The organism is Pseudomonas sp. UV AK001, assembly GCF_046097675.1.
In the GTDB taxonomy this organism is placed as follows: domain Bacteria; phylum Pseudomonadota; class Gammaproteobacteria; order Pseudomonadales; family Pseudomonadaceae; genus Aquipseudomonas; species Aquipseudomonas kribbensis.
This window is the reverse complement of sequence record NZ_JBJUVZ010000008.1, coordinates 170143-195790: the sequence shown is the minus strand read 5'-3', so window position 1 is coordinate 195790 and position 25648 is coordinate 170143. Positions and strand designations below refer to the sequence as shown.

General features: G+C 59.7%; 23 protein-coding genes and 5 tRNA genes. 9 read left to right on the top strand and 19 right to left on the bottom strand.

Annotation, left to right across the window (positions count from 1 at the left end):
• Positions 1 to 8: 8 nt before the first annotated feature.
• The 10 genes from ACKLNA_RS21475 to gltX form a co-directional block, all read right to left on the bottom strand.
• Positions 9 to 452 (bottom strand): Hsp20 family protein, encoded by a 444-nt coding sequence (locus ACKLNA_RS21475; RefSeq protein WP_085711994.1) that lies wholly within the window; start codon positions 450 to 452, stop codon positions 9 to 11.
• Between the two features lie 120 nt (positions 453 to 572).
• On the bottom strand, positions 573 to 1532 hold the full coding sequence (locus ACKLNA_RS21470) for a tRNA dihydrouridine synthase (protein WP_408987020.1): 960 nt from the start codon (positions 1530 to 1532) through the stop codon (positions 573 to 575).
• Between the two features lie 35 nt (positions 1533 to 1567).
• Positions 1568 to 2029, bottom strand: coding sequence for an acyl-CoA thioesterase (locus ACKLNA_RS21465; protein WP_408987019.1), 462 nt, complete (start codon positions 2027 to 2029; stop codon positions 1568 to 1570).
• A 47-nt stretch (positions 2030 to 2076) separates the two neighbouring features.
• On the bottom strand, positions 2077 to 2910 hold the full coding sequence (locus ACKLNA_RS21460; protein WP_114882098.1) for an alpha/beta fold hydrolase: 834 nt from the start codon (positions 2908 to 2910) through the stop codon (positions 2077 to 2079).
• A gap of 30 nt (positions 2911 to 2940) precedes the next feature.
• Entirely contained in the window at positions 2941 to 3480 is a 540-nt protein-coding gene (locus tag ACKLNA_RS21455; protein WP_007956432.1) for a TetR/AcrR family transcriptional regulator, read from the bottom strand.
• A 181-nt stretch (positions 3481 to 3661) separates the two neighbouring features.
• Positions 3662 to 3737: transfer RNA gene (locus tag ACKLNA_RS21450), tRNA-Glu, on the bottom strand.
• A 78-nt stretch (positions 3738 to 3815) separates the two neighbouring features.
• A tRNA-Ala gene (locus tag ACKLNA_RS21445) sits at positions 3816 to 3891 on the bottom strand.
• A gap of 53 nt (positions 3892 to 3944) precedes the next feature.
• A tRNA-Glu gene (locus tag ACKLNA_RS21440) sits at positions 3945 to 4020 on the bottom strand.
• Positions 4021 to 4099: 79 nt separating this feature from the next.
• Positions 4100 to 4175: transfer RNA gene (locus ACKLNA_RS21435), tRNA-Ala, on the bottom strand.
• Positions 4176 to 4377: 202 nt separating this feature from the next.
• Positions 4378 to 5859, bottom strand: a complete 1482-nt coding sequence (gltX, locus tag ACKLNA_RS21430; protein WP_085711989.1) for a glutamate--tRNA ligase — start codon at positions 5857 to 5859, stop codon at positions 4378 to 4380.
• A gap of 230 nt (positions 5860 to 6089) precedes the next feature.
• On the opposite strand from gltX, the gene ACKLNA_RS21425 reads away from it, so the two are divergent.
• Together ACKLNA_RS21425 and ACKLNA_RS21420 are read left to right on the top strand one after the other, a co-directional pair.
• Positions 6090 to 7139 carry an HlyD family secretion protein gene (locus ACKLNA_RS21425; protein WP_408987018.1) on the top strand — a complete coding sequence of 350 codons (1050 nt, stop codon included), beginning with the start codon at positions 6090 to 6092 and terminating at the stop codon, positions 7137 to 7139.
• Between the two features lie 49 nt (positions 7140 to 7188).
• Positions 7189 to 8679, top strand: a complete 1491-nt coding sequence (locus ACKLNA_RS21420; protein ID WP_408987121.1) for an MDR family MFS transporter — start codon at positions 7189 to 7191, stop codon at positions 8677 to 8679.
• A 6-nt stretch (positions 8680 to 8685) separates the two neighbouring features.
• Here the strand turns inward: ACKLNA_RS21420 and uvrB are convergent, their stop codons facing one another.
• Positions 8686 to 10701 (bottom strand): excinuclease ABC subunit UvrB, encoded by a 2016-nt coding sequence (gene uvrB, locus ACKLNA_RS21415; protein ID WP_085711986.1) that lies wholly within the window; start codon positions 10699 to 10701, stop codon positions 8686 to 8688.
• A gap of 336 nt (positions 10702 to 11037) precedes the next feature.
• Here uvrB and ACKLNA_RS21410 point away from each other — a divergent pair, with 336 nt between their 5' ends.
• The 3 genes from ACKLNA_RS21410 to ACKLNA_RS21400 all read left to right on the top strand — a co-directional run bounded on the left by ACKLNA_RS21410 (position 11038) and on the right by ACKLNA_RS21400 (position 12692).
• A complete protein-coding gene (locus ACKLNA_RS21410) occupies positions 11038 to 12234 on the top strand; it encodes an amino acid aminotransferase (RefSeq protein ID WP_085711985.1) in 1197 nt (398 codons plus the stop codon).
• A gap of 111 nt (positions 12235 to 12345) precedes the next feature.
• On the top strand, positions 12346 to 12546 hold the full coding sequence (locus tag ACKLNA_RS21405; RefSeq protein WP_065257405.1) for a hypothetical protein: 201 nt from the start codon (positions 12346 to 12348) through the stop codon (positions 12544 to 12546).
• Between the two features lie 70 nt (positions 12547 to 12616).
• Positions 12617 to 12692, top strand: a tRNA-Asn gene (locus tag ACKLNA_RS21400).
• A 123-nt stretch (positions 12693 to 12815) separates the two neighbouring features.
• Here ACKLNA_RS21400 and ACKLNA_RS21395 read toward each other — a convergent pair.
• Positions 12816 to 14336 carry a nucleobase:cation symporter-2 family protein gene (locus tag ACKLNA_RS21395; protein WP_408987017.1) on the bottom strand — a complete coding sequence of 507 codons (1521 nt, stop codon included), beginning with the start codon at positions 14334 to 14336 and terminating at the stop codon, positions 12816 to 12818.
• A 254-nt stretch (positions 14337 to 14590) separates the two neighbouring features.
• On the opposite strand from ACKLNA_RS21395, the gene ACKLNA_RS21390 reads away from it, so the two are divergent.
• Together ACKLNA_RS21390 and ACKLNA_RS21385 are read left to right on the top strand one after the other, a co-directional pair.
• A complete protein-coding gene (locus ACKLNA_RS21390; RefSeq protein WP_408987016.1) occupies positions 14591 to 14875 on the top strand; it encodes a BrnT family toxin in 285 nt (94 codons plus the stop codon).
• A 3-nt stretch (positions 14876 to 14878) separates the two neighbouring features.
• Positions 14879 to 15208 (top strand): BrnA antitoxin family protein, encoded by a 330-nt coding sequence (locus ACKLNA_RS21385; protein WP_408987015.1) that lies wholly within the window; start codon positions 14879 to 14881, stop codon positions 15206 to 15208.
• A 3-nt stretch (positions 15209 to 15211) separates the two neighbouring features.
• Here ACKLNA_RS21385 and ACKLNA_RS21380 read toward each other — a convergent pair whose 3' ends face one another.
• Positions 15212 to 16039, bottom strand: a complete 828-nt coding sequence (locus ACKLNA_RS21380; protein WP_408987014.1) for an arylamine N-acetyltransferase family protein — start codon at positions 16037 to 16039, stop codon at positions 15212 to 15214.
• 183 nt (positions 16040 to 16222) lie between these two features.
• Between ACKLNA_RS21380 and ACKLNA_RS21375 the strand changes: the two genes are divergently transcribed.
• On the top strand, positions 16223 to 16810 hold the full coding sequence (locus ACKLNA_RS21375; protein ID WP_408987013.1) for a GNAT family N-acetyltransferase: 588 nt from the start codon (positions 16223 to 16225) through the stop codon (positions 16808 to 16810).
• Between the two features lie 6 nt (positions 16811 to 16816).
• On the opposite strand, the gene ACKLNA_RS21370 is transcribed toward ACKLNA_RS21375, so the two are convergent.
• Positions 16817 to 18259 (bottom strand): mechanosensitive ion channel family protein, encoded by a 1443-nt coding sequence (locus tag ACKLNA_RS21370; protein ID WP_119427468.1) that lies wholly within the window; start codon positions 18257 to 18259, stop codon positions 16817 to 16819.
• A gap of 146 nt (positions 18260 to 18405) precedes the next feature.
• Complete coding sequence (locus tag ACKLNA_RS21365; RefSeq protein WP_408987012.1) at positions 18406 to 19272, bottom strand: pirin family protein; 867 nt, start codon at positions 19270 to 19272, stop codon at positions 18406 to 18408.
• 221 nt (positions 19273 to 19493) lie between these two features.
• Here ACKLNA_RS21365 and dkgB point away from each other — a divergent pair, with 221 nt between their 5' ends.
• On the top strand, positions 19494 to 20288 hold the full coding sequence (gene dkgB / locus ACKLNA_RS21360) for a 2,5-didehydrogluconate reductase DkgB (protein WP_408987011.1): 795 nt from the start codon (positions 19494 to 19496) through the stop codon (positions 20286 to 20288).
• A 13-nt stretch (positions 20289 to 20301) separates the two neighbouring features.
• Here dkgB and ACKLNA_RS21355 read toward each other — a convergent pair whose 3' ends face one another.
• The 4 genes from ACKLNA_RS21355 to ACKLNA_RS21340 form a co-directional block, all read right to left on the bottom strand.
• Entirely contained in the window at positions 20302 to 23523 is a 3222-nt protein-coding gene (locus tag ACKLNA_RS21355) for an ATP-binding protein (protein ID WP_408987010.1), read from the bottom strand.
• An 11-nt stretch (positions 23524 to 23534) separates the two neighbouring features.
• Complete coding sequence (locus ACKLNA_RS21350) at positions 23535 to 24161, bottom strand: response regulator (RefSeq protein ID WP_408987009.1); 627 nt, start codon at positions 24159 to 24161, stop codon at positions 23535 to 23537.
• A gap of 155 nt (positions 24162 to 24316) precedes the next feature.
• Positions 24317 to 24736: a chemotaxis protein CheY gene (locus tag ACKLNA_RS21345; protein ID WP_408987008.1), complete on the bottom strand. Its 420-nt coding sequence runs from the start codon at positions 24734 to 24736 to the stop codon at positions 24317 to 24319.
• Between the two features lie 145 nt (positions 24737 to 24881).
• Entirely contained in the window at positions 24882 to 25598 is a 717-nt protein-coding gene (locus ACKLNA_RS21340) for an MgtC/SapB family protein (RefSeq protein WP_085711975.1), read from the bottom strand.
• Positions 25599 to 25648: the final 50 nt, after the last annotated feature.

Here is a 25648-nt window from a genome sequence, read left to right as displayed (position 1 = left end):
GGCCTGGCTTATTGCAGAGCCGGCTTCTGCGTCCCGTTGATCGGGATGCGTTTGGCTTTCGCTTCTTCCGGGATCACGCGCAACAGATCGATGCTCAGCAGGCCGTTGCTCAGGCCGGCGGCCTTGATCTCGATGTGATCGGCCAGGCGGAAGGACAGCTTGAATGCACGCTGGGCGATGCCCTGGTGCAGAAAAGTGACGCCTTCGTTCGCGTCACGCTTGCCACCACTGATGGTCAGCACGCCCTTCTCGACTTGCAGTTCCAGGTCTTCTTCCTGGAAACCGGCCGCCGCCACGACGATGCGATATTGATCGTCACCGTGTTTTTCGACGTTGTAAGGAGGATAGCTGCTGCCTGGCTCGTTGCGCAGGGCGGTTTCGAACAGGTCGTTGAAACGATCGAAACCTACCGAGGAACGGAACAGTGGAGCAAGGGAAAATGCAGTACTCATGATTCAAATCTCCTGAAAACAATCAGCAAGGTTTTTTGTCTCCGCGACCCGAATTCGGCATCGCGTAACCCTTAGATAGGGACCTGCGTTTTGTTTTCAAGAGATTAATTGAAGATTTTTTCAGGCCGCTTCGGCGACCGGCAAACCCAGCAAACGCGAGACCTGGTCCGGCTCGGTTTCTCGCCGCAGCACGGTAAACAGCTCATTGGCCTCGGGATAATTTCGGGTCAGCATCGCGAGCCATTGCTTCAGGCGGCCCGGCGATTGGCGCGCAGTCATCTGCGCTTTGGCTTGCAGCCAGAAGTCCTGGATCAGTGGCAGCAGCTCGGACCAGGTCATCTCGACGACTTCTTCGCCGGCACGGGCGGCAGCGATCTGTTTGGCCAGGTCGGGGCGCGAAACCAGGCCGCGACCGAGCATGATGTCTTCGACACCGCTGATTTCCCGGCAGCGGCGCCAGTCGTCGACGCTCCAGATGTCACCGTTGGCAAATACCGGCACCTTGACCACGTCCTGCACCCGCGGAATCCACTCCCAATGGGCTGGGGGCTTGTAGCCGTCCATCTTGGTGCGGGCGTGAACCACGATATGCTCGGCACCGCCCTCGGCCAGTGCCGTGGCACAGACCAGCGAGCCGTCGGGGCTGTCGAAGCCGAGGCGCATCTTGGCGGTGACCGGAATGTGCGCCGGCACTGCACGCCGCACATGCTCGACGATCTGGTTGAGCAGCTCCGGCTCCTTGAGCAGCACCGCACCGCCACGGGATTTGTTGACGGTTTTCGCCGGGCAGCCGAAGTTCAGATCGATCACTTCGGAACCCAATTCGCAGGCCAGCGCAGCGTTTTCCGCCAGGCACACCGGATCGGAGCCCAGCAATTGCACGCGCAGCGGCACGCCGGAAGCGGTGCGAGCACCGTTGAGCAGTTCAGGGCCGAACTTGTGGAAATAGGCCGGGGTCAGCAACTGGTCGTTGACGCGGATGAACTCGGTCACGCACCAGTCAATACCGCCGACACGGGTCAGGACATCGCGCAGGATATCGTCGACCAACCCTTCCATCGGCGCCAGAGCAATTTGCATGGGAAACACACACTCAAGGAAAAACGTGCGGCAGTTTACTGGGTTTCGCGGGTTAAACCCATGGCCGCTGTCTGGATGGCCGGGCCGTAGCCTTCGATGAACTCGGCGGGCATACGCTTCGGCTTGCCGGTGGACAGTTCGATGCAGACGAAGGTGGTCTGGGCGCGCAGCAGCGTGGTGTTGTCGCTGGGGCGAATCAGCTGGAAGTGACGGGTCATTTTCAGGCGCTGATCCCAATCGACAATCCAGGTCGCCAGTTGCAGTTCATCACCTTCGTAGGCGGCCGCCAGATAATCGATTTCGTGCCGCACCACCGCCATCGCCCGATCCAGACGCCGGTACTCGACCAGGTCCAGGCCCAGCCGCTGCGAGTGACGCCAGGCGCAGCGTTCGAGCCAGGACACATAAACCGCGTTGTTCGCGTGCCCCAGCCCGTCGATGTCCTCGGCGCCCACTTGCAGATCAATAGTAAACGGCGTTGCCCGATCCCAGCCCATGCCCTACTCCCGGTCAAATGATTCAACCGGGGCAGTGTAACGGATGACTAGGCCGATTGCCGCGCCTGAAGGCTGCGACCGGCGAGCAGTGATAACACGCCATCAATCACCCGAGGGTCGGCCAGCACGCGCTGGTGACCGCCGGCCTCCAGGCGCAGCAGTCGGCTGTCGAACCAGGATTCGTGGATCAGTTGGGACTCCTTGACCGAGACGAAAGTGTCGTCTTCGGCATGCACGATCAGGCCTGGCATATCCAGTTGATAGTGAGCGACATCGAGGGTTGCGGCGCGCATGCCGACGTCCTGTTCAACCTGGCGGATGAAGGCAGAACGAGCTCTGGGCGGCATGCCGACGTAGCGGGCGAATCCACGCAATACACCCAGAATTCGGGCCGGTGCGGCAATGCTGACCAGGGTTTCGGTGCGCAGGCCCAGTTGCACGGCGAGCATGGCGCTGGCGCCGCCCATGGAGTGGCCGATCACGGCTTGCAGCGGAGGCAATTCAGCGGCGGCTTCGAGCATCGCGCGGGCGAACAATACGACGTTGGCTTCGCGTCCCGGTGATCGCCCGTGGGCCGGACCGTCGAGAGCGACCACGGTGTAACCGGATTCAACCAGCGCGGTGATCAGCGCGGCAAACTGGGTCGGCCGCCCTTCCCAACCGTGCATCAGCAGAACCGTCGGACCTTGCCCCCAACGCAGTGCCGAGAGGCCGAAACGCAAAGTGATCCGCTCGGATTTCGCCAGCAGCGGCAATTCCCAATCCCGTGGCGAGTTTGCGCGGGGCGTCATGAATGCCAGCCGCATTTTGCTTGCCACCAGTTTCGGTGCAAACCAGCCCAAGGTGCCATTAACGCCGCGAACCCACTTCAACGTGCTCATCGCTCTCTCCTCAGGCTCGCTGCCTTCAGGTCAACGCACCGCCGATTTGGCAGCGCGCAGCAATCGATCGGATAAATCACCAGGCCCCAACGCCCTTGAGAGCGCCAGACCACCTACCATCAGGGCCACGTCGGCCAACGCTTTATCGATGTCTTCAGGGCTTGAGGCCAACTGCGCGATCATCAGTTCCAGATGCTCGTTCAGCGCTATGCGAAATTCTTCCGGCAACCGCCCAAGCTCGCCGATGGAAGCCGGAATCGGGCAGGCCGAGTCACTGGAATCACGGTGTTTGCGCGACAGATAGAACGCAGCCACCAGGGCACGACGCTCTTCGCCGGTCAATTCGGAGTCCATGTCGGCAATCAGGTCCCGGCGGCGACCCAGCAACTGCTTGAACGCCTCAAGCATCATTGCGTCCTTGCTTTCGAAGTGCGCATAGAAGCCACCGACAGTCAGGCCGGCGGCGCCCATCACTTCACCCACGCTCGGCTCGGCCGGGCCACGCTGGATCAGAGCGGCGCTGGCAGCCTTGAGGATGCGTTCGCGGGTTTGAGCTTTTTTGTCGTTCATCGTTGCCTCCGAATATTACGATTAGAATATTATTCTCATAATAATATTCTGCAAGTCGAAAATATGACCGCTGGTCTGAAGCACAGTTTAAGGAAAAAGGAGATTTGGCCAAACGCCAGACAAACAAAAGGGCCATTCAATAATTGAATGACCCTTATAAATCCCGCAAGGCGGGTAATCGTGGCGTCCCCTAGGGGACTCGAACCCCTGTTACCGCCGTGAAAGGGCGGTGTCCTAGGCCACTAGACGAAGGGGACACAAACCTTCTATACAACTGATCAGTGCTGAGATCTGATCGATTCAAGGCCTGTGTGGCCAGACCTTGAACTGTAAATTGGTGGAGCTAAGCGGGATCGAACCGCTGACCTCCTGCATGCCATGCAGGCGCTCTCCCAGCTGAGCTATAGCCCCGGATTTTTCGCCTCGCGGCGGAGCGACTACTTGTAACATCGCTTCTGTAAAACTGGCGTCCCCTAGGGGACTCGAACCCCTGTTACCGCCGTGAAAGGGCGGTGTCCTAGGCCACTAGACGAAGGGGACGCAAACCCTTCTATACAACTGATCAACGCTGAGTGCTGATCGCTTCGAAGCCGGTGTGGCCAGGCTTCGAAGTGTAAATTGGTGGAGCTAGACGGGATCGAACCGTCGACCTCTTGCATGCCATGCAAGCGCTCTCCCAGCTGAGCTATAGCCCCTCATCGTTGATGTCATCGTTGAGGACGGGGCGAATCTTAAGGGCGTATCGAAAGCCTGTCAAACTTATTTTTGAAAAATTTCAAAATTTTTTGTCGGCATAACAATCACTTACCGCCCTCCCCCCGTAAATTCGGGGGAAAACGCCGAAGGACGGGATCAAAAGATCCTGGCCTGCGGCGCGCCCTGCAGAGTCAAACGCAATCAGGCGATAGCGCCCAACAGCTTTTCCCACTCTTTGTTTTCTTTCTTCGACACGCCGCCCAGCAGGTCAATCGCCTGGCGCAGACGGAAACGGGTCAGATCCGGCCCGAGGATTTCCATCGCATCAAGCACCGATACCGAGCTCGCCTGACCGGTGATCGCAGCAAACATCAACGGCATCGCATCACGCAGCTTCAGCTCGAGAGATTCGACCACCGCCTGAATCGTCGCGGTGATGCTGTCCTTCTCCCACTGACGCAGGCTTTCCAGTTTCCACAGTATCAACTGCATCAGTTGACGAACCTGATCACCCGAGAGCTTTTTCGATTCGAACAGCTTGGCGTCCGGATTGACGCCACCTGCGAAGAAGAACCCGGCCAGTGGTGCAACCTGGCTGAAGGTTTCGACGCGGCCCTGGACGTGCGGCGCGATCTTCATCATGTATTCGGAGTTGAACGCCCACTTCTGTACGCGAGCGGCAAACTCTTCCACCGGCAGGTCACGCAGCCACTGGCCGTTGAGCCACGACAGCTTCTCGATGTCGAAAATCGGCCCGCCCAGCGACACGCGCTTGAGGTCGAAGTTGTCGACCATTTCCTGCAGCGAGAACTTCTCGCGCTCGTCCGGCATCGACCAGCCCATGCGGCCCAGGTAATTGAGCATTGCCTCAGGCATGAAGCCCATGCGCTCGTAGAACGTCACCGACGTCGGGTTCTTGCGCTTGGACAGCTTGCTCTTGTCCGGGTTACGCAGCAGCGGCATGTAGCACAGCTCCGGCTGTTCCCAACCGAAGTATTCGTAGAGCAGGATCAGCTTCGGCGCCGACGGCAGCCATTCTTCGCCACGCAGAACGTGAGTGATACCCATCAGGTGATCGTCGACCACGTTGGCCAGGAAGTACGTCGGCAGGCCGTCGGTCTTCATCAGCACTTGCATGTCCATGCGATCCCACGGGATCTCGACATCGCCACGCAGCATGTCCGGCACCACGCAGACGCCTTCGGTCGGCACTTTCATGCGGATCACATGCGGCTCGCCGGCAGCCAGGCGGCGCGCGACTTCTTCCTTGGACAGCAACAGCGCACGGCCGTCGTAGCGCGGGGTTTCGCCCCGCGCCATTTGCTCGGCGCGCATCTGGTCCAGCTCTTCCGCAGTGCAGAAGCACGGGAAAGCGTGGCCCATGTCGACCAGTTGCTGGCAGTACTTCTGATAGATGTCGCCGCGTTCGCTCTGGCGATAAGGACCGTGCGGGCCGCCGACGTCCGGGCCTTCGCTCCAGTCGATGCCGAGCCAGCGCAGAGCGTCGAAGATCTGCTGTTCGGACTCGCGGGTCGAACGCAGTTGATCGGTGTCTTCAATGCGCAGGATGAACTCACCGCCGTGCTGCTTGGCAAAGCAGTAGTTGAACAATGCGATGTAAGCGGTACCTACATGGGGATCCCCGGTAGGCGATGGCGCGATGCGAGTGCGGACGGTGGTCATGGCATGTCTCGAAAAGAATGAAAAGCAAAGAACAATCAAGCGGCGAATGGTAACAGGCGACACCCGCCCCGCTCCAGCGGGCAGGGCATTTAAGCCAATTTTGCGTCCGTAACGCCCGTAGGCCGTGGTGAATGGCTGAATATCAGCAGACGGCATTTACCGTTCATCGGCTGTATGCCAGATTCGCCTGCTGATAACTTTCCTTACAATTCCTCGACTACAGTTTGCCCATGCCTGCCCAACTCAAGCGTCGCCTGTTCATTTTCCTGCTGCTCGTCCTGCTGATTGCCGGGGGCTTTTTCGCTCATTGGTTTTTCAAGGGGCGCTTTTATGAAAGCACCGACAACGCCTATGTCCAGGGTGAAATCACCCGCGTGTCGAGCCAGTTGAGCGCGCGTATCGACGAAGTCCTGGTGCAGGACAACCAACACGTGGAAAAAGGCCAGTTGCTGATCCGTCTCGAAGACGATGACTTCCGCCTCGCCGTCGATCGCGCCAACGCCGCTCTCGCCACCCGTGAGGCCGAGCGTCTGCAAGCCCAGAGCAAACTGACCCAGCAAGCCAGTCTGATTGCCGCCAGCGACGCACAAGTGGCAACCACGCAAGCCACCCTCGGCCGCTCGCAGGTGGATTTGTCGCGGGCAGAAACCCTGCGCAAACCCGGCTACGTCTCCGAGGAACGGGTCACTACCCTCTCCGCCGACGCCCACATCGCCCGCTCGCAAGTGGCCAAGGCCCAGGCCGATGCCCAGAGCCAGCGCCAACAGGTCAACGCGCTGACCGCCGAGATCAAGCGCCTCGATGCGCAGATCGCCAACGCCCGCGCCGACCTCGCCCAGGCCGAACTGAATCTGACCCGCAGCGAAATCCACGCGCCGATCAGCGGCCTCGTCGGCCAGCGCGCCGCCCGCAATGGCCAGATTGTTCAGGCCGGCGCGTACCTGCTGTCGATCGTTCCGGACGAAGACATCTGGGTGCAGGCCAACTTCAAGGAAACCCAGATCGGCCACATGCAGCCGGGCCAGAAGGCCGAGCTGGTCTTCGACGCTTATGGCGATACGCCGATCGAAGCCCGGGTCGACAGCCTGTTCGCGGCTTCTGGCGCGCAGTTCAGCCTGTTGCCGCCGGACAATGCCACCGGCAACTTCACCAAGGTCGTACAGCGGATTCCGGTCAAACTGACTTTCAGAGCCGATAACCCGCTGCACGGCAAGATCCGTCCGGGCATGTCGGTCACCGCCACCGTGAATATCAAAGACGCCCCAGACAATGGCCGGTGATCAACTGATCCGCCCGGTCGGCGAACCGACCCGGCGGGACTGGATCGCGGTGATGAGTGTCATGCTCGGCGCCTTCATGGCGGTGCTCGACATCCAGATCACCAACTCGTCGCTCAAGGACATTCAAGGCGCCCTGTCGGCGACTCTGGAAGAAGGTTCATGGATTTCCACCTCGTACCTGGTGGCGGAAATCATCATGATCCCGCTGACCGCGTGGCTGGTGCAGCTGCTTTCGGCGCGACGGCTGGCGGTATGGGTGTCGCTGGGGTTTCTGATTTCGTCCTTGCTGTGCTCGATGGCCTGGAGCCTCGACAGCATGATCGTTTTTCGCGCCATGCAAGGCTTCACCGGCGGCGCGCTGATTCCGCTGGCCTTCACCCTGACCCTGATCAAACTCCCCGAACATCACCGCGCCAAAGGCATGGCGATGTTTGCCATGACCGCCACTTTCGCCCCGTCCATCGGACCGACCCTCGGCGGCTGGCTCACGGAAAACTGGGGCTGGGAATACATCTTCTACATCAACATTCCGCCGGGGCTGATCATGATCACCGGGCTGATGTACGGCCTGGAGAAGAAAGAAGCCCATTGGGAACTGCTGAAAAGCACCGACTACACCGGCATTCTCACGCTGGGCATCGGTCTCGGTTGCCTGCAGGTGTTTCTTGAAGAAGGTCATCGCAAAGACTGGCTGGAATCGAGCCTGATCGTGACACTGGGCAGCATCGCCCTGCTGAGCCTGATCACCTTCGTGATCGTGCAGATCTCCAAGCCCAACCCGCTGATCAACCTCGGTATCCTGCGCAATCGCAACTTTGGTCTGTCGAGCATTTCCAGCCTGGGCATGGGCGTCGGGCTGTACGGCTCGATCTATCTGCTGCCGCTGTATTTGGCGCAGATCCAGAACTACAACGCCCTGCAGATCGGCGAAGTGATCATGTGGATGGGCGTGCCGCAGCTGTTCCTGATTCCGCTGGTACCGAAGCTGATGAAGTTCGTGTCGCCCAAATGGCTGTGTACCTTGGGGTTCGGCCTGTTCGGTCTGGCGAGTTTCTCATCCGGCGTGCTCAACCCGGACTTTGCCGGGCCGCAGTTCAACCAGATCCAGATCATCCGTGCCCTCGGCCAGCCGCTGATCATGGTGACCATTTCGCTGATCGCCACGGCTTATATCCTGCCGCAGGACGCGGGGTCGGCGTCGAGCCTGTTCAACATCCTGCGCAACCTCGGCGGTGCCATCGGCATCGCCTTGCTCGCGACGTTGCTGGATGCTCGCACCAAGACCTATTTCGATTACCTGCGTGAAGCAGTGGTGCCGACCAATCCGCAGGTGGCCGAACGCCTGGCGTCGATGACCGATCGTTTTGGCAGTGACGCAGCAGCGCTGGGGAAATTGAGTGAAATCGTCCATCAGCAGGCGCTGATCATGGCCTACAACGATGCCTTTCATTTTGTCGGGATTGCGCTGGGGATCAGTATGCTGGCGATTTTGCTGACCAAGAAGCTGCCCGCCGGCCTGAAGGCCGGCGAGGCACACTGACTCGGATCAGACTGCCAAAAGTCGCTCGCGCATTTTGGCAATCTCGTCGCGCATCTGTGCCGCCGCTTCGAATTCCAGGTCGCGGGCCAACTGGTACATCTTCTCTTCCAGTTGGCGAATACGCTTGGTGATCTCGCTCGGCGAACGCAATTCGGCTTCGTACTTGGCGTTCTCTTCGGCAGCCTTGGCCATGCCTTTGCGCTTCTTGCTGCGCGAGCCGGGCACGGTGGCGCCTTCCATGATGTCGGCGACGTCCTTGAACACGCCCTTCGGTGTGATGCCGTTGGCCAGGTTAAAGGCGATCTGCTTGTCGCGACGACGCTCGGTTTCGCCGATGGCGCGCTCCATCGAGCCGGTGATGCGATCCGCGTAGAGAATCGCCCGGCCATTGAGGTTACGTGCCGCACGGCCAATGGTCTGGATCAATGAGCGCTCGGAACGCAGAAAGCCTTCCTTGTCCGCATCGAGAATCGCCACCAGCGACACCTCCGGCATGTCCAGACCTTCACGCAGCAGGTTGATCCCCACCAATACATCGAACGTGCCGAGGCGCAGGTCGCGGATGATTTCCACCCGTTCGACAGTGTCGATGTCCGAGTGCAGATACCGCACACGCACGCCGTGATCGGCCAGGTAATCGGTCAGGTCCTCGGCCATGCGCTTGGTCAGCGTGGTGACCAGCACCCGCTCCTCCAACGCCACGCGCTTGGTGATTTCCGAGAGCAGATCGTCGACCTGGGTCAGCGCCGGGCGCACTTCCACCTGCGGGTCGACCAGACCGGTCGGACGCACAACCTGTTCGATCACTCGTCCGGCGTGTTCGGCTTCGTAGTTGCCGGGCGTAGCGGAGACGAAAATCGTCTGCGGGCTCACCCCTTCCCACTCGTCGAAGCGCATTGGCCGGTTGTCCAGCGCCGATGGCAGACGGAAGCCGTATTCCACCAACGTTTCTTTACGCGAACGGTCGCCCTTATACATCGCGCCGACCTGCGGCACGCTGACGTGGGACTCGTCGATCACCAGCAACGCATCGGCCGGCAGGTAATCGTAGAGGGTTGGCGGAGCCGCGCCGGCCGGGCGTCCGGACAGGTAACGCGAGTAGTTTTCGATGCCGTTGCAATAGCCGAGCTCGAGAATCATCTCCAGGTCGAAACGGGTCCGTTGCTCCAGACGCTGGGCTTCGACCAGTTTGTTGTTGTTGCGCAGGTATTCCAGACGCTCCTGCAGCTCGACCTTGATCCCCTCGATGGCGTCGAGCAGGGTTTCCCGGGGCGTCACATAGTGGCTTTTCGGGTAGAAGGTAAAGCGTGGAAGCTTGCGGATGACTTCGCCGGTCAGCGGGTCGAACGCGGAAATGCTCTCCACTTCATCATCGAACAACTCGATGCGGATCGCTTCGAGGTCGGATTCGGCCGGATAGATGTCGATCACGTCGCCGCGCACCCGGAACGTCGCACGGGCGAAATCCATGTCGTTGCGGGTGTATTGCAGGTCGGCCAGGCGCCGCACCAGCGCACGCTGATCGAGCTTGTCGCCGCGATCGACATGCAACACCATTTTCAAATAGGTTTCCGGGCTGCCCAGACCGTAGATGCACGACACCGTGGTGACGATGATTGCGTCCTTGCGCTCAAGCAATGCCTTGGTTGCCGACAGGCGCATCTGCTCGATGTGGTCGTTGATCGACGCATCCTTCTCGATGAAGGTGTCGGACGACGGCACATAGGCTTCGGGCTGGTAGTAGTCGTAGTAGGAAACGAAGTATTCGACGGCGTTGTTCGGGAAGAACGACTTGAACTCGCCGTACAACTGCGCGGCCAGGGTCTTGTTCGGCGCCAGCACCAGGGTCGGACGTTGCACCTGGGCAATCACGTTGGCGATGCTGAAGGTCTTGCCCGAACCGGTCACACCGAGCAGGGTCTGGTGCGCCAACCCGGCTTCAATGCCCTCGACCATCTGGCGAATGGCTTCAGGCTGATCGCCGGCAGGGTCGAATCGGGTGACGAGCTGGAATTCAGACATAAACACCTCTGGAATCGCGAAGCTGCGGATCAACCGGAGCCCCGCGAGAAAGACCGCAAACGACCGATGTCGCGCAAGGAAAAACGAAGATTGTGCTGAATGTGGAGCCGATTGCCTCGCCTTTCAAGGCAAACGTCCTACATCCGGTAAAGTCTCCGACAAGTCCATTCGACTAACGGTCGAGAAATAATCGGAAAAACTTACCTGAAAACCCGATTCGCCTGTCGCCATTGATCGATGATGGCCTCTATACTAGCTCCCCGTTTGTGCACCGCTCTAGTGCATTCGGCTGGAGCGCCACACGTCCCTCCACTCTCCATTAGAGCTGCCGCAAAAATGAGCCTGTTCTCCGCTGTCGAAATGGCACCCCGCGATCCAATCCTGGGCCTCAACGAAGCATTCAACGCCGATACCCGGACCAATAAGGTCAACCTCGGGGTGGGTGTGTACTGCAACGAAGAGGGGCGAATTCCACTCCTGCGCGCCGTTATCGAAGCCGAAACCATTCGCGCCGCTCAGCACGCCTCCCGTGGCTACCTGCCGATCGACGGCATCGCTGCTTACGACCAGGCCGTGCAAAAGCTGCTGTTCGGCAATGATTCGCCATTGCTGGCCGCTGGCCGCGTGGTCACCACTCAGGCCGTCGGCGGGACCGGCGCATTGAAAATCGGTGCCGACTTCCTCAAGCAACTGCTGCCGAACGCCGTTGTGGCGATCAGCGACCCGAGCTGGGAAAACCACCGCGCGCTGTTCGAAACCGCCGGTTTCCCGGTGCAGAACTACCGCTACTACGACGCTGCCACCCACGACGTGAACCGTGCCGGCCTGCTGGAAGACCTCAACGCCCTGCCGAACGGCTCGATCATCGTGCTGCACGCTTGCTGCCACAACCCGACCGGCGTCGACCTGAGTCCGGCGGACTGGAACAACGTGTTGGAAGCGGTCAAGGCCAAAGGTCACGTGCCGTTCCTCGACATGGCTTACCAGGGTTTCGGTGACGGCATCGCCGAAGACGCCGCTGCCGTGCGTCTGTTCGCCGAGTCCGGCCTGACCTTCTTTGTGTCGAGCTCGTTCTCCAAGTCGTTCTCGCTGTACGGCGAGCGCGTTGGTGCGCTGTCGATCGTCAGCGAATCGAAAGAAGAAAGCGCCCGCGTTCTGTCGCAGGTCAAGCGCGTGATCCGCACCAACTACTCCAACCCGCCGACTCACGGTGCAAGCGTTGTCGCCGCTGTGTTGAACAGCCCGGAACTGCGCGCCCAGTGGGAGGCCGAACTGGCTGAAATGCGCCTGCGCATTCGCGGCATGCGCGAGCAGATGGTTGCTCTGCTGGCGAAGAAAGCTCCACAGCGTGACTTCAGCTTCGTCGGTCGTCAGCGTGGCATGTTCTCCTACTCCGGCCTGACCACCGAGCAGGTTCACCGCCTGCGCAACGAGTTCGGCATCTACGCCCTGGACACCGGCCGCATCTGCGTCGCCGCGCTGAACCAGAGCAACATCGAAGTCGTGACGGACGCGATCGTTCAGGTCATCTGATCCGGCGCAGCACTGAAAACGGGAAGCTTTCGGGCTTCCCGTTTTTATTTGTCTGAAGAAAAGCCGCGACACCCTCTAGACTGCACACAAACGATATTTCAGAGAGCCGACATGAAAAACGATGACCTGCGAGCCGACCGCGATGAGCTGGACTACTATCCGCCCCGCACCTCGGGCAAACGCGAAAAGAGCCTGGTACTGCAAGTGGCGGCCGGCGTGTTTCTCGGTGGCCTGGCCCTTTGGCTGGTGCAACTGGCGGCCACGGCGTTGTACGCCAAACTGCTGATGGGCACCTTCACATTCGGCGGCTGAAAACCGTTCAGCAAAAAAATATCCGGCAAAGCTTGACTAGTCTTTTTAAATCAGTAACATACGCACCAATTCCGCAATAGCTCAGTTGGTAGAGCAAGTGACTGTTAATCACTGGGTCCCTGGTTCGAGTCCAGGTTGTGGAGCCAAATACAGAGCCCCTGAATCGAAAGATTCAGGGGCTTTTTTGTGGGCGTTGAAAAAATGCGTGCCATAAAAAGGGCCGATCAGTTTCTCAACTGATCGGCCCTTTTCTTTTTCAGAAACAGCAGTCAGACGTGCTCGCTGCTCTTGGCATGCACCTTCGGTGCGCCATGTCCGTGATCCGAATCCGGATCGATCACCGGCACTTCATTGCCATCACAGTCATGCAGCTTACCGTCGCTGAAGTAGTCGCCCTCGCGCAGCGCCGCCAGATCCCGATAACGCAGGGTCCGCTCTTCTGCCGCCGCGAACACCGACTGCTGATCCGAGTTGCCCGCCGTGAAGTGGTTGAACGCCAGATTCAGCAGGATCGCCATGATCGCCGACGAACTGATGCCCGAATGGAAAATGGTCGCGAACCAGCTCGGGAAGTGATCGTAGAAGTTCGGCGCGGCAATCGGGATCATGCCGAAACCAATTGAGGTCGCAACGATGATCAGGTTGACGTTGTTGCGGTAATCGACCTTGGACAGCGTGCGGATGCCGCTCGCCGCCACGGTGCCGAACAGCACGATGCCAGCGCCGCCGAGTACCGAAGTCGGCACTGCTGCGATGACCCGGCCCATGAACGGCAGCAGGCCGAGAATCACCAGGAAGATACCGCCGGTCGCCACCACATAACGGCTCTTGATTCCGGTCACCGCCACCAGCCCGACGTTCTGGGCAAAGGCGCTCTGGGTGAACGAGCCGAAGATCGGCGCAAACATGCTCGACAGCATGTCCGCCCGCAAACCATTACCCAGGCGCTTGGAGTCGACCTTGGTACCGATGATTTCACCGACCGCCAGGATGTCCGCCGAAGTTTCCACCAGGGTCACCATGACCACGATGCACATCGACAGAATCGCAGCAAAGTGGAAGGTCGGCATGCCGAAATGGAACGGTGTCGGGAAACCAAACATCGGGCCCTGGGTGACACCGGAGAAATCCGCCATGCCAAGGAACACCGCCAGCACCGTGCCGATCACCATGGCCAACAGGATCGACAGACGCGAGATGGTGGAGCTGCCGACCTTGCTCAGCAGCAGCACCAGCACCAGCGTGACCGCCGCCAGACCGATGTTCTGCATGCTGCCGAAGTCCGGAGCATGACTGTTGCCACCCATGGCCCAGCGTGCGGCCACCGGCATCAGCGTCAGGCCGATGGTGGTGATCACGATGCCGGTAACCAGCGGTGGAAAGAACTTGGTGATGCGCGAGAACACCGGCGTGATCAGCAAACCGATCAACGACGCGGCAATCACCGCCCCGAGCACCGATTGAAAGCCACCCTCCCCGCCACTGCTGACAATCGCCACCATCGTGGCAACACCGGAGAACGACACGCCCTGCACCAGCGGCAACTGACATCCGAAAAACGGTAGACCCAGGGTTTGCAGCAACGTGGCCAGCCCCCCCGCAAACAATGAAGCAGCAATCAACAGACCAATGTCCGCCGGCGACAATCCGGCAGCCTGACCGATGATCAGCGGCACCGCGACGATACCGCCATACATGGTCAGAACATGTTGCAGGCCGTAAGCCATATTCGCGCCGACCCCGAGGTTTTCGTCCTCGGGCCGTTGGTGTGAAACATGGGGCGTTTTCATGGTGGGGGGTTCCCTGGTTTTTGTTATGCGCACACTGTATTCAATACTCGTGACAAATGTCCATAGAGTTGTATACAACTTATCGGTCACATTATGGATAGGTAGCCACCCAACCTTCTATCCCGCTGCTTCCATCCCCCACAAATCCGGCAACACATCGTTAACTGACCCCACGTTTTATCGACCTAGGCTGAAGTGTTCATGGCGACCGACGGTGCGGCCGCGCTCTTTTTTATACATATAAAGTATGCATAATGAAGTCATTCAAGATTCAGTTCGATAAAAGCAAGAATGCTGCCAACAAACTCAAGCACAGAGGGATCAGCCTCGCCGAGGCCGAACCGGTCTTCTACGACGAACGAGCACTGACCATTGAAGACAACGACCATGACGAACAACGCTGGATCACACTCGGCACAGACGCCAAGGGACGTTTGCTGGTCGTTGTTTACAGCTATCGGGAGCCGAATATTGTTCGAATCATTTCCGCGCGCAGCGCAACACCCAGCGAGCGACGCCAATACTTTCCGGAGACTTGATCAATGAAGGATGAGTACGATTTCAGCCAAGGTAAACGCGGCGCCATCACCTCCAACAAGGGCAAGACCCGCATCACCATCATGCTCGACGACGCGGTCATCGAGGCTGCACGCAAGGTCGCCGAAGACGAAGGATTTGGTTACCAAACGGTGATCAACAACACTCTGCGCCACGCACTGCTTAACAGCCGTGGCGATGCCGATGAACTCGAGCATTCCATCGGTCAATTCAAGAAAGGCATCACCGCCACCGACCTCAAGAGCCTTGAGAAAAAACTGTCGGCGGCCGTGAACGAAATCCGGCGGGTGCTGGAGCCGGATGCCAAACCGTAGGTTTCAGGCCGGCTGAATCAAGCGCGCCAGTGCCAGACGCGCACCAGGGTGGTGCGGCAAGCGCAGGCCGAACTCCCGTTCCAGCAGTTCGATGAGCTCATCGACATCCGTCACTTCGCGCCGCTCGCTCTCGGCACCGATGCGGTGGATCGCAAAACTGCCGTTGTTCAACGTGCGACGCCAGCCGTCGCCCGTACGCGCGACCATCAGGCGCTGGGCGAACGGTGAATCCGGATGGGTCGAGACGTACCAGTTGCCAAGGGTGTAATCGATGTCTTCCTGGCGTTGCAGGTCGAACAGGTACATCGGCCGCCATTCGCCGGCGACCCTGGCCCGCAGCATGTAGCCATCGGCTTGCAATTCGATGCGATACGGCTCGTGCGGCGTGGATTGCTCGGCTTCGGTATCCAGCATCAGCGGCGCGGTCGGCACCATGCCGCCAAAACCGACATCGGTGATGTAGCGCACGCCGTCGAGGGTCACCAGGCTCAAGCGATGAGTGCGCGCCGTCCAGCTGCCTTCGGTCTGATTCATGACCACACGCCCGCTGATGCCCCGCGCATCGAACCCCAGCTCCAGCAACAAGGCCAGAAACAGATTGTTGAGTTCGTAGCAGTAACCGCCACGGGCATCCTCCAGAACCTTGCGCTGGATTGACGGCAGATCGATCAGTACAGGTTCGCCGCTGAGCGTCGACAGATTCTCGAAGGGAAAGGCGCCGGTATGACGCAACTGCAGCAGACGCAGGGTCTCAAGGGTCGGTGCCGGCGGCGTGTCGAACCCCAACCGTTGCAGATATTGTTTCAGATTCGTCAGGCGTGGCTCGCTCATTGCTCGGTCCTTATGCATGGAGACGCGGATCGTTCCGCCGATGGTCGCCATGTATACGGGATCCGGGCATTGAATCGACAATTGATTTCACCAATCGGCCTTGGGGCCTGAACCGGCGGTTGCAACGACGCTGCCCGATGCGGCGTAATAAGCCCTCGCCCGAACTACCGAGAGCCACACCCGATGCACATCACACTGCAAGGCCAGGGCATCGTCCTGCGCCCCCTGCAATATTCCGATGCCGACGCCCTGCTCCACGCCGCCGCAGACGGCGAGCTGTGGAATCTCACCGTCACCGTGGTGCCGTCGGCGAGCACTGTCGACAGCTATCTGAAAAAGGCCCTCGACGGGCGCGAGGCCGGCACGGTCATGCCGTTTGCAATTGTGTTGAAGGAGACCGGCGAGGTGATCGGCTCGACCCGTTTCTGGAAGATAGATCCGCTCAATCGCAAACTGGAGATCGGCAGCAGCTGGATCTCGGCGCGCTTCCAGAAAACCTTCGTCAACACCGAAGCCAAATACCTGATGCTGCGCCACGCCTTCGAAGTGCTCGATTGCGTGCGCGTGCAGTTCACCACCGATGAAAACAATCAGAAGTCACGCAATGCGATCCTGCGCCTGGGTGCACAGCAGGAAGGCATCGTGCGACACGAGCGGATCATGCCCGACGGCCGCAAGCGCAACTCCGTGCGCTTCAGCATCATCGATGACGAATGGCCGCAGGTGCGCCAGAACCTCGAACAGAAACTCGCCGGATACGAACGCCGCTGATCCGGCTCAGGCGCGATGGCGCAGCCATTGCAGGAAGCCTCTTTTCGGCACGGCTACCGGCGTTTCCTGAGTCAGCGCCTGCGCCTTGAGCAGGCGGAAATCGAGCAGCGCCTTCATTGCATCATTGATGTCATGACGGGCATCCAGGCAAGGCTTGAGATACGACTTCTCGATGCGGTACAGGGCGCAGAACGTCTTGGCGGAAAAGTCGGCCGGCAACGAGGTATCGGAAAGGATCCCGGCCTCGCCGATCACTTCTCCCGGCCCCATTCGTCCTGATTCGAACGGTACGCCGTGCCGGTTCAACGTCACCGAAACCACGCCGGACTCGATGATGAACAGATGGTCACTGACCTCACCGCCCGCCAGAATGATCTCGCCGGCGCGGAAGGTTTGCAGGGCCATGTTCTGGCTGAAGGTTTCCTTTTCTTCCTGACGCAGGGTGGAGAAGATCGGCGAACTGTCGAGCAGCGCCCGTGGCCGTGAGAGATGGGCCGGCGCAGCGGGTTCATCACTCGACAGCAGATTGACTCCGGACGCTTGCAGATGCCGAAAAGCCAGATCAAACAACTGATTGCGCACCGCACGCTTCTCGCTCATCGACGCCACGAAACCACTGATTTCATATTCCGCACCGGCACTGCTGGAACTCTTCAGCGCGACGCTCGGCGCCGGGTTGTCCAGCAACGGGCGACAGCCCTGCATCGCCCGCTCCAGGGCGTCGATCACCGAGTTCGGCCGCGCATGGGGACTGACCTGCACACTGACGGCAACACCGAACATGTTGCTCGGGCGGCTGAAGTTGATGATCTTCGCCTTGGCCGCCAGCGAGTTGGGAATCACCGCCATGCTGCCCTGGGAGGTTTGCAGGCGCGTGGCGCGCCAATCGATGTCGGTGACCCGCCCTTCCGTGCCGTCGATGGAAATCCAGTCATCGAGTTGATAGGGCTTGGTGGTGTTCAGGACGATCCCGGAAAACACATCGCTCAGGGTGCTCTGCAACGCCAGACCGACGATGATCGCCAGTGCTCCGGACGTGGCCAGCACGCCCTTGACGGGCAGGTCCAGCACATAGGCCAGCGCCGCAATGATGGCAATCAGGAAAATCACCGCGCCGAGCAGATCCTGCAACAGTCGTCCGGTGTGGCCGACTCGCTGCATCATCACCGCGCCGATCAACACCGTCAGCGTGCGCGCTCCAAACAGCCACCAACCGATCTGCAACCCGGTCGCCGCCAGATGCAGCGGCACGTTGTCGGCCCAGGGCGCCGGCTCCATCGGATTGAGACCTTCGTTGAACAGCAGCACGCTGAACAGGCTGAAAATCAGCACCCGCACCAGCAGCTTCCATTCGCTGCCATGGGAACTGATCAGGCGCCACAGGCCCAGGTCGAGCAGGATCAGGATCAACGCGCAGAACAACGGATGTTCAGTCAGCAGTGACAGCATCAAACAACTCCGACAGAGGTCAATCGCGAGAAGATCGCACAGATTGGGCTTAGTGTAGGAGCAATTGATTTGGCGGGATAAGGGCGATTGAATGCCGTCTCAAAAAAAGCTGTGGGAGCCAGCAAACTGGCTCCCACAATGTCGATCTACGCGGGCATCCGTCCAAACCGGCCAGACTGGAAATCAACGAATGCCTGATGAATTTCCTGCTCGGTATTCATCACGAACGGACCGTGACCGACGATCGGTTCATCGATCGGCTCGCCACTGAGCAGCAACACCATCGCGTCCTCGCTGGCCTCAAGCGTCAGGCGGTCACCCTCACGCTCAAACAACGCCAGTTGCCCAACGCCCGCCGACTCCTCGCCGTTGATCCGGACCGAGCCACGCAGCACCACCAGCGCAGTGTTGCGGCCTTCGTGCAGCTCCAGCGTCAGCAACTTGCCGGCATTGAGGCGCAGATCCCAGACATCGATGGGCGTGAAGGTCCGGGATGGCCCCTTGTGACCGTCGAACTCACCCGCGATCAGTCGCAGGTTGCCGGCACCGTCCCGGAGTACGACGTTTGGGATATCGCTGTCGAGAATCGTCTGGTAACCCGGTTCAGCCATTTTGTCTTTGGCCGGCAGGTTGACCCACAACTGCACCATTTCCAGGTTGCCACCCGTTCCGGCGAAATCTGCGGAATGAAACTCCTCGTGCAGGATTCCGGAAGCAGCCGTCATCCACTGCACGTCGCCGGGCCCGATCTTGCCACCGCTGCCCGTGGAATCGCGGTGCTCCACTTCGCCGTCATAAACGATAGTCACGGTTTCGAAACCACGGTGCGGGTGTTGACCCACGCCACGTCGTTCACTGGTCGGGGTGAAATGCGCAGGACCTGCGTGATCGAGCAGCAGGAACGGGCTGATGTGCCTGCCCAGGTTGTCGTAGGAAAACAGTGTGCGAACCGGAAACCCATCGCCGACCCAGTGGCCGCGAGGGCTGGTGTAGATATCGATGAGGTTTTTCATGGTGGGCTCCGAATTGAGGTTGATCATGGACTGATCATAAATTCGCCACGTATTTAGCACTAGTCAGCCAAAACCGTCCTCATCGTTCCACTGATGGAACGATACCCCATCGCAGCGATTCGTGACTTTCAGTCAACAGTACTTTGCCCCGACAGCGGTTTTTCTCAAGGAAGCAGCAGCGGATACTCCCGTCCATTCCCACTGCAACCCTGGAGTCCTGCATGTCTGTTCCCGCTTTCGGTCTTGGTACGTTTCGCCTGCAAGGTCAGGTAGTCATCGATTCGGTGAGCACCGCCCTCGAGCTCGGTTACCGGGTCATCGACACCGCGCAAATCTACGAGAACGAAGCCGAGGTCGGCCAGGCCATCGCCGCCAGCGGCACCCCTCGCGACGAATTGTTCATCACCAGCAAGATCTGGATCGCCAACTTCGCCAAAGACCGTCTGATCGAGAGCCTCAAGGAAAGCCTGCAAAAACTGCAGACCGACTACCTCGACCTGACGCTGATCCACTGGCCGTCGCCGGAAGATCAGGTGCCGGTGGAAGAGTTCATGGGCGCCCTGCTGGAAGCCAAACGCCTGGGCCTGACCCGGCAGATCGGTGTGTCCAACTTCACCATCGACTTGATGAAACAAGCCATCGCAGCGGTTGGCGCAGACAACATCGCCACCAACCAGATCGAATTGCACCCGTACCTGCAAAACCGCAAGGTTGTGGAATTTTCCCAGAGTCAGGGCATCCAGATCACTTCCTACATGACCCTGGCCTATGGCGAAGTGCTGAAGGATCCGCTGGTGGTGCAGATTGCCGAGCGTCTGCAAGCCACACCGGCGCAAGTCACTCTGGCATGGGCGATGCAATCGGGTTACGCGGTGATTCCATCGTCGACCAAGCGCGCCAACCTGCAAAGCAACCTCGGCGCCACCGCGCTGACTTTGAGCGATGCCGATATGGCGCTGATTTCCACACTGGAGCGCGGCCATCGTCTGACCAGCCCCCAAGGCATCGCACCATAGTTGGACTGACCGCTCAAGCCTGAAGTTGCTGCGCGAGGTCGTGCATGGCCACGCGCAGCAATTCGATTGCAACGTTCAATGCGTCCTCAGGCTCTTCGTCCCTGCACGCCTGTTCAAGTACCCGGCATGCCGAAACCACGCGCTCGGCACCAATCACATGCGCCCCGCCTGTAATGTGATGCGCAAGATCCTTCAGACCTGCACGATCACCTTCCCGCCCTGATTCTTCCAGACGTTCCAGATCGCTGCGCAGACTGCTCAATACCTCCTCACGCAACTGTCCGATAAGCGGGTTGTCCGCACCCGCCAATTGCAACAGCGAACTCAGATCGAAACCGGGCAATACCTGCTCCTCCGCTCCTGCGACCTTTACTTCGTCGGGTTCTGCGGTCATCAGCGCCAGGTTCAGTTCCCGCAGCAAAACCGGTTTGAACAGACAGTCGTCCATTCCGGCTGCGAGGCATCGCTGTTTCTCCTCCATCTGTGCATTGGCGGTATACCCCAGAATCAGACAAGGCGTCCTGCTCGCCGCCGTCTCTTCTTCGCGAATCGCTCGCGCCAGGTCATAACCGTTGAGCCCGGGCAAGTTGATGTCGGTGATCAGTGCATCGAAAGTTTGACCGTGCCACAGATCCAGCGCCTGTTCACCACTATCGATGTCGACAAAGCGATGCCCGAGCTCGCCCAACTGCCGACACAGCAACAGACGATTCACCGGATGGTCGTCCACCACCAGAACGTCCAGCGGCCTTGCCGCCGTCACCTTCGGCGCCGCAACGTCCTCCTGAGCGGGCGACTCCAGCACGGGCAGTTCCAGGCGCAGCATGACTTGCGTACCTCGTCCGGGTTCACTGGTCATCCACAGGTCGCCGCCCATCATCCGACACAGGCTGCGGCTGATCACCAGTCCCAGACCGGAACCGCTGCGGGCCGACAACGGCTGATTGCCGACCTGCACAAACGGGCTGAACAAGCGTTGCTGATCTTCGGCGCTGATACCCCGGCCGCTGTCCTCAATGACAATTCCGACTTCCAGCAGCCCGTCCGCCTCGGCGAACACTCGCAATCGCAGGCTCACGGCGCCGGCCTCAGTGAATTTGATCGCGTTGCTCAACAGGTTCGAGAGCACCTGCTTGAAACGCAGGGCGTCGAGCATCACCTCGACATTGCTGCGCTCATCCAGTTCGACATGCCACGACAACTGCTTCTGGCGCGCCAGTCCTTCGAAAATTCGACACGCCGATAACACCGACTCACGCAGATTGACGCGTTCGGGAGTCAGCGACAGATGACCGGATTCGATGCGTGCGATATCGAGAATATCGCCGATCAATGCCAGCAGTTGCTGCCCCGCCGTGGACGCCACCTGGATGGCCCCACGGTCGGTCACGCCTTCATCGGCATGTTTGAGCGCCAGTTCCAGCATGCCCAGCAGGGCATTCATCGGCGTACGGATTTCGTGACTCATGACTGCCAGAAAGGTGCTCTTGGCCCGGTTGGCTTCATCCGCCGCGTCCTTGGCTTCCTGCAGTTGAAGCAGCCATTGCTGGCGCTGGCGAATCTGCCGACGCTGAAAGGCGATCCAGCCCAGCGCCAGCAGCAACAGCCCGGACGCACCGGCGAATCCAAGCAGGATCTCCCGTCGATGGCGCTGCCAGTAACTGTCATCGGCAACCGCGTCACGGCCCCAGCGCTCGACCAGCTCATCGACCTCCTTGGGGGCAATGCTCAACAAGGCCTTGTTCAGAATCGAATGCAGCACCACTGCATCCGGTGCGGTGGCCAATGCAATCCGGGCAGGTTGATCCCCTACCGTACCGACTATCCGGGTTCGCCCCCGGTACTGACGGGAAATCAGATAGCGCGCCACCATCAACGAGCTCAGTGTGGCATCGGCCTGCCCGCTGACAATCGCTTCCATCCCGGCTGCCGGGCTTGGTACTTCAACCAGTCTGAGCTGTGGTAATCGCTCCAGCAGATAATCGCGCAACGGGTGACCGCGATAGATCGCCAGCCGTTTGCCGGCCATGTCATCCAGGGTTCTCACACTCGACGCCGATACCCCGCTGACCAGCACGAACGGATTGTTCAGATAGGCTCGGGAAAAACGCATTTCGAGTTCACGCTCGCTGCTGGGTGTCACCACGGGCAGCAGATCAAGTTCCCCGGCCTTCAATTGTTCGATCTGTCGGTCCAGTGACTGCCCCCGAACGATCTCGAACTTCAGGCCGCTGCGCTGACTGATCAGGCTCAACAACTGCGCCGCAAGCCCCTGCACTTTTCCCTCGGCATCAAAGAACGTCAGTGGGGCAAAATCCTCTATCGCACCGACACGTACGCTAGGATGCCGGTCGAGCCACGCCTGCTCACTGCTGCTGAGCCTCACCCGTGCTTGTCCCGACATGTCCGCACGCCCGGCACTCCAGCGCAGTTCCATGGCCAGGCGCTGCTCCATGGGAATGGCCAGCAAGGCCTTGTCGACCAGACTCTTCAAACGGGTATTGCTGCGAGTCAGGGCAAAGGCGAAGGGGTTGGCGTCGAGGCCCGAAGGGCCGGCCAGTTGCAGGTCGTTGTGGAAGTTTATGTTGATCAGATAGCTGGCACTGATGAAATCGCCAAGGTACAGATCATCCCGCCCGAATGCCACGGCGCCGAGGGCATCGAGAATCGAGCGATAACGCTGCAAAGTGGCTTGCGGGTAAGCCTTCTGGATAGTCGAAGCCGGCAGGTAGTCATCCACCATGGCGATGCGCTTGCCTGCCAGATCATCGGGCAACGGTTCGTCGAGCCGGGTCACCCACATCGGCTGATCCTCGGCGTAGGCGCGAGACAGCATCAGCTCCGGATCGGCAATTTCATAATTGTTCGAGGTGCCCAGCAAGTCCAGGTCGCCGGACTTGAGCGCGGCCATGGCGGTTTCGCGGTCGGGGTAGCACCAGACCTCGATCCGGACATTCAGCACCTGTGCGATCGCGTCTGCGTATTCGGCCGTGAGGCCTTCGAGTTCATGCTTGTTGCGGGTCAATTCAAAGGGAGGATAGTCCGGCCCGGAGGCGCCGATGCGCAATACCGGGTGTTCCCGGATCCACTGGCGATCCTGCTCGTCGAGACGAACCTGCACGCCCTCCAGCCGGGTGCGAGAGATGATTTCCAGCTTTTGCGCAGCCCCGGATGCCTGCACCGCTGTTGCCAAAAGGAAAATCATCAGAAGTATGCATCGCAGCGGCCTCATCATCGGGCAGCCTCTCAGAGCAGATGGTTGCGTCTGGCGAACTCGCGCAACACCACCAGTGAGCTGACCCCGAGCTTGAGCATCAGGCGAGTCTTGTAGGTACTGATGGTTTTGTGGCTCAGGTTCATCTCCTGGGCGATGTCCTTGTTGGGCTTGCCATGCGCCAATTGCACGAGAATGTGTAACTCGCGATTGGACAATCCTTCGATCTGCTGTCGCTCGTCACCGTGCACATTGGATTGCCCTGCGTTGACTTCAGGCAATTCCTGGAAATAGCTGTATCCCGAACGGACAGCCTTGATCGCGCTCTGCAACTGCTGCAACTCGGCAGACTTGGCCACAAAAGCCATTGCACCTGCACGTCGGCAACGCACCAGGTAGCTGTTCGGGTCGGCCGATGAAAAAATCACGATTTTGCAGATCATCCCGAGGGCGTTGATCCGGTCCAGCACTTCAAGACCGCCCATGCCCTTGAGCTTCAAATCGAGCACGATCAACGTCGGCGCGTGGGCACGGATCATCGGCACGACGTCGACGCCACTCGAAGCGACATGAATCGGTTTATAGCCCAGTGACTCCAGAACCATTCTGACGGCACCGACGACCACCGGGTGATCGTCGACGATCAATGCTGAATCCATGATCACTCCCGGGCGAATACATGACGATGACGCCACCGATCCTGCATGAACGGGACGACTGGTAGCTGCGCTACGACTGTTACACGGAACACCTGGCGAAACACCTGTCAGACCTGACAGTTGCGCCATCGGCCGATCTGTGATTTGGCGTGCCATCACGCAAGGGATTTTGCCGGGCAAACATGCGATGAGCGCTCACGGGCACCCTCGACCGACGCCATCAACTGTGTGATGGCGCTCATTGAGGGCAGCGCGGCGTTGCAGGTGGTGATCTTTGGCCGAAAATATCCGGGAACCTCCGATGAGTTCAGCGCTTCGCCGTAGACCAGTGAATGCCGGACCTGCGCCAGATCGAACAGGAATCCGTGCAGATCCGGCATTCCACCTGCCAGTTGAGAATCGGTCACCAATACATCGAACGGCTCGCAGCCGTAATCGATCAGTGACAGCAGTTCGGTGAAATTCTGCACCGGTGCAATGCGGTAGTAATCGAGGGCATTGAACATCCGCTCGATCTTCATCCGGTGAAAGTGCCGGGTGTCGGCGATCAAAATACGCAAGGTTTTGTCGGCCATCGTGGAAGTCCCGCCAGTCGCTTCAAGTGGCGGCAAGACTACCCAAGCATCGAGGCATGCTCTGTAGGACTATTCCGAAAATAACCGTCACTCATCCGGATTGACGGCCACCCATGCCATTGCCGGACGATGGGCGTTCGCCAGGTTACTCCGTGGTACTCGGGCTCCAGAACGCCTGCACCACCAGGTTCGACGTTGAAATCCGCTTGACCAGTGCGTCCAGTTCATCGCCGTCCACCGATGTCGTTGCGAGCGTGGCTTCGATCTCGATTTCATCGGCACCGAAAGCGTGAACATCGACGTCACTGGCCGGGTAGTTGCTGCGTTCGAGCTCGGCCTCAAGCAAGGCGAACACCGCGGTCTGCTGCGAGCGTCGGGCGATGACGTAAACGATGTTGGTGACTTCCGCCGAAACCACATCCAGCGGCTGGCGGTTGATGTTGTTGACGATCGGCCGCAGCAAGGTATTTGCAGCGAGCACGAACAAGGTGCCGAGCACGGCTTCGGCCAACAGGTCGGCACCAGCACAGGCGCCGACCGCCGCCGAGGTCCAGAGTGTGGCGGCGGTATTGAGCCCGCGCACGTTGCCCTCTTCGCGCATGATCACACCGGCGCCGAGAAAGCCGATCCCGGACACCACGTAGGCGACCACCCGCACCGCGCCTTCGGCTCCGCCGAGCCGGTTGGCCATGTCGACGAAAATCGCCGCGCCGACCGCCACCAGCACGTTGGTGCGCAAGCCCGCCGTACGCTGCCGGTACTGACGTTCGAAGCCGATCAGGCCGCCGAGAATGAACGCCGCGCTGAGGCTGACCAGGGTATCGAGCAGCGAATCGAGGTTGATGTTGTTGATGGCTTGCATGTTGAACTCCTTGAAACCGCCCCCCTTGCTCCCACAAGGGGGGAATCATT

Bases quoted from the DNA above. Each gene is read 5' to 3' on its own strand.
- ACKLNA_RS21475 (WP_085711994.1), bottom strand. From the start codon at position 452: ATGAGTACTGCATTTTCCCTTGCTCCACTGTTCCGTTCCTCGGTAGGT.
- ACKLNA_RS21470 (WP_408987020.1), bottom strand. From the start codon at position 1,532: ATGCAAATTGCTCTGGCGCCGATGGAAGGGTTGGTCGACGATATCCTG.
- ACKLNA_RS21465 (WP_408987019.1), bottom strand. From the start codon at position 2,029: ATGGGCTGGGATCGGGCAACGCCGTTTACTATTGATCTGCAAGTGGGC.
- ACKLNA_RS21460 (WP_114882098.1), bottom strand. From the start codon at position 2,910: ATGAGCACGTTGAAGTGGGTTCGCGGCGTTAATGGCACCTTGGGCTGG.
- ACKLNA_RS21455 (WP_007956432.1), bottom strand. From the start codon at position 3,480: ATGAACGACAAAAAAGCTCAAACCCGCGAACGCATCCTCAAGGCTGCC.
- gltX (WP_085711989.1), bottom strand. From the start codon at position 5,859: ATGACCACCGTCCGCACTCGCATCGCGCCATCGCCTACCGGGGATCCC.
- ACKLNA_RS21425 (WP_408987018.1), top strand. From the start codon at position 6,090: ATGCCTGCCCAACTCAAGCGTCGCCTGTTCATTTTCCTGCTGCTCGTC.
- uvrB (WP_085711986.1), bottom strand. From the start codon at position 10,701: ATGTCTGAATTCCAGCTCGTCACCCGATTCGACCCTGCCGGCGATCAG.
- ACKLNA_RS21410 (WP_085711985.1), top strand. From the start codon at position 11,038: ATGAGCCTGTTCTCCGCTGTCGAAATGGCACCCCGCGATCCAATCCTG.
- ACKLNA_RS21405 (WP_065257405.1), top strand. From the start codon at position 12,346: ATGAAAAACGATGACCTGCGAGCCGACCGCGATGAGCTGGACTACTAT.
- ACKLNA_RS21395 (WP_408987017.1), bottom strand. From the start codon at position 14,336: ATGAAAACGCCCCATGTTTCACACCAACGGCCCGAGGACGAAAACCTC.
- ACKLNA_RS21390 (WP_408987016.1), top strand. From the start codon at position 14,591: ATGAAGTCATTCAAGATTCAGTTCGATAAAAGCAAGAATGCTGCCAAC.
- ACKLNA_RS21385 (WP_408987015.1), top strand. From the start codon at position 14,879: ATGAAGGATGAGTACGATTTCAGCCAAGGTAAACGCGGCGCCATCACC.
- ACKLNA_RS21380 (WP_408987014.1), bottom strand. From the start codon at position 16,039: ATGAGCGAGCCACGCCTGACGAATCTGAAACAATATCTGCAACGGTTG.
- ACKLNA_RS21375 (WP_408987013.1), top strand. From the start codon at position 16,223: ATGCACATCACACTGCAAGGCCAGGGCATCGTCCTGCGCCCCCTGCAA.
- ACKLNA_RS21370 (WP_119427468.1), bottom strand. From the start codon at position 18,259: ATGCTGTCACTGCTGACTGAACATCCGTTGTTCTGCGCGTTGATCCTG.
- ACKLNA_RS21365 (WP_408987012.1), bottom strand. From the start codon at position 19,272: ATGAAAAACCTCATCGATATCTACACCAGCCCTCGCGGCCACTGGGTC.
- dkgB (WP_408987011.1), top strand. From the start codon at position 19,494: ATGTCTGTTCCCGCTTTCGGTCTTGGTACGTTTCGCCTGCAAGGTCAG.
- ACKLNA_RS21355 (WP_408987010.1), bottom strand. From the start codon at position 23,523: ATGATGAGGCCGCTGCGATGCATACTTCTGATGATTTTCCTTTTGGCA.
- ACKLNA_RS21350 (WP_408987009.1), bottom strand. From the start codon at position 24,161: ATGGATTCAGCATTGATCGTCGACGATCACCCGGTGGTCGTCGGTGCC.
- ACKLNA_RS21345 (WP_408987008.1), bottom strand. From the start codon at position 24,736: ATGGCCGACAAAACCTTGCGTATTTTGATCGCCGACACCCGGCACTTT.
- ACKLNA_RS21340 (WP_085711975.1), bottom strand. From the start codon at position 25,598: ATGCAAGCCATCAACAACATCAACCTCGATTCGCTGCTCGATACCCTG.